2 protein-coding genes are annotated in these 2,369 nt (G+C 40.0%); both read right to left on the bottom strand.

The features are described 5' to 3' along the window. Positions 1-105: 105 nt before the first annotated feature. On the bottom strand, positions 106-810 hold the full coding sequence (locus tag LD39_RS14475) for a DUF5694 domain-containing protein (protein ID WP_035548533.1): 705 nt from the start codon (positions 808-810) through the stop codon (positions 106-108). Between the two features lie 80 nt (positions 811-890). After that, the gene (locus tag LD39_RS14470) at positions 891-1,808 is read right to left on the bottom strand and encodes an LLM class oxidoreductase (protein ID WP_052158886.1); all 918 of its coding nucleotides are present in this window, start codon (positions 1,806-1,808) and stop codon (positions 891-893) included. Positions 1,809-2,369: the final 561 nt, after the last annotated feature.

The raw sequence follows: 2,369 nt of genomic DNA, 5'->3' as shown, positions 1-2,369 counted from the left end.
AAATAAAAAGAAAAAACGGTCTGCGCTTGAAGTTTTAGAAGAAAAAGACACGGATAACGATAAATAACTAAAAAGCCTCCGCTCAAAAAAGCGGAGGCTTTTTAGTTATGACTTTTGGAGATAGGGAAGGATGGATTGGAATTCAAAGTCGCCGCTGTCTTTCAAAAATCGTTCAAGGAGATGGAGATGATCGCCACCGATCAACACGAGGATTCGGTCGCCAGTGTCGGTTATTCTTGCTATATTGGCAGCCATTGATAAGTCTCTCTTATGCCACTGTGTCAGCCATCGGACACCGATTTGATGTTGACGATCGCCGACTCGACTCAACTTCATATAAACTCTTTGCAGTTCCTTATTATATTCGGGATCGTTCAAGTACTGGAGGGTGGAGTGAATATCTTTATCATTTACCCATCTCTGAAGATTCGCTTGTACACCCATGATTTCGTTGAAAAGATCGAGTTGGTGCTCTTTTGACCATTGGAAAACTTGTTCTAAAGATGGAGAAGACATATCGACAATTTCGTCAACAGGATAGACACGAGGGTGTTCCATAAGAGAAGCCAGTCGAAAGGCAAACTGATCCACCTCATCATAGGCAGGAGTCAAATTTCCGCTTTGGTACTCATGATATTTCTTATCTAGTTCTTCTTCGATAAGGAAGGATTTCTCTACCGCAATCTTAGTCGGACGGTAATCTAATAAAGCTTCGACTATGTTGTGGATACCTTCTTGTTGCTCATTCACTTTATTAGGATCCATCGCCATATGAAAAGTACCCATGAGCATAATTGTAGGTTTACGCATATGTTTCCATCCCTCCTGTTCATACATTTATTTCCACCTCAGGTCATCCAATATTTGGATGACCTGAGGTGGAATCGGTCTCAATTAAAGGAAAAATGCGGGAGAACTTCTTCTCCTAGTTCCTGCATGACTTCTGTGATCGGGCGTTTATTTTTTGATAACCCAAACATCATATGGTTGACTCCAATTCCGCGATACTCTTCCAATAGATCGATTAACGGTTTTCTCCCGATTCGATAACCCGCAGGAATCTTTTCAGCTTGTTGATTGGGGTCTTCCGCTAATTCTAAAGGCAGTGGCATGAAGAAGGGGCGAAAGGCATCACCATGGTATTTTTTCACCTTTTCCCGGTACTCCTGAATCATTTTCTTTTGTTGTTCAGGTCGTTGGGGATAGAACATCCAGCCATCACCATGCTCTGCTACCCAATCCAGCGTTTGTTGACAGTATCCTGTCATGAAAGTAGGAATATGATTTGTTGGCTTAGGGACTAAATTAGATTTATAGAGCTTACCGAAATCCGTTTCTACCTCAGGAAATTCTTGATAAAGGGCTCGTTTGAAATAATCAAATGTTTTTCTAAACCACTCGCCACGCTCCATGATCGGAATGCCTAACCCTTCAAAGTCTTTCCTTCTATCTCCAGAGGAAATGCCGAGCATGAGTCGTTCAGGGAACAATCGCTCAATGCTCGCCAGTTCTTTTGCTGTACGCAGCGGATGGCGTAAAGGCATAACAAGAGCTGCGGTTCCTAATTGAATCGTTGATGTATGAGACGCTAAATAGGTTAAATAAATCAAACTATCGAAGATCTGTCCAGTGGCTGGATCTTCAAATGTAGGATCCTCTAAGAGAACATCCTGGAACCATAGTGCATGAAAACCTAGCTGTTCAGCAAGTTGAGCCCGTTCGATCTGGTGTTTCATCGTTGGAGTTTCTTTATCGTAATTTTCAATCGGTATGGTAAGACCGAAGGATATTTTATTTTCTTTAAGCATGGTTTGGTAACCTTGATGATTATCGAACAAAGACTTTCCTCCTTAGAAGAATGATACTTATTATTATAGTGAGGAAAAGAGAGAACTTCTAATCACAGAACTCGATCGACTAAAAAAAGCCTCCCATTTTCGTCTTGGAAGGCTTTTCGTATGTAATTAAAGTACATAGATGGCGAGATATAGGACTCCTGTTAAAAAAGCAGAAGCGCCTGCAACACTGATAATTTCGGTAACATCATACTGGATTCTTTTTTTCATAATGAAATCCTCCTTTTAAAATTAACAAATTAAGTAAAATATAGCTGATAAATTCCTTTTCTATTTATATAGACGAATGAATTGTCAGAAAGGTTTCATTTATATTACAAAAATATATCATTTTTATTTCGACTTTCTAAATCTGATTTGTTACATGCTATTAATAGATATTCAGTATAAGTGCAGGATTATGGAAGACTCGATTTCGAGATACTTTCGGTTCCGTTGCTAAATACGGATTAGGGTTGGGTGGGAAACAACTCGTCTAGCTGCAACGCCCAGACACTCGCGTCATAAGCAGAA

Source organism: Halobacillus sp. BBL2006 (genome assembly GCF_000786645.1).
In the GTDB taxonomy this organism is placed as follows: Bacteria; Bacillota; Bacilli; order Bacillales; family Halobacillaceae; genus Halobacillus.
This window is presented reverse-complemented; position numbering and strand designations above follow the sequence as displayed.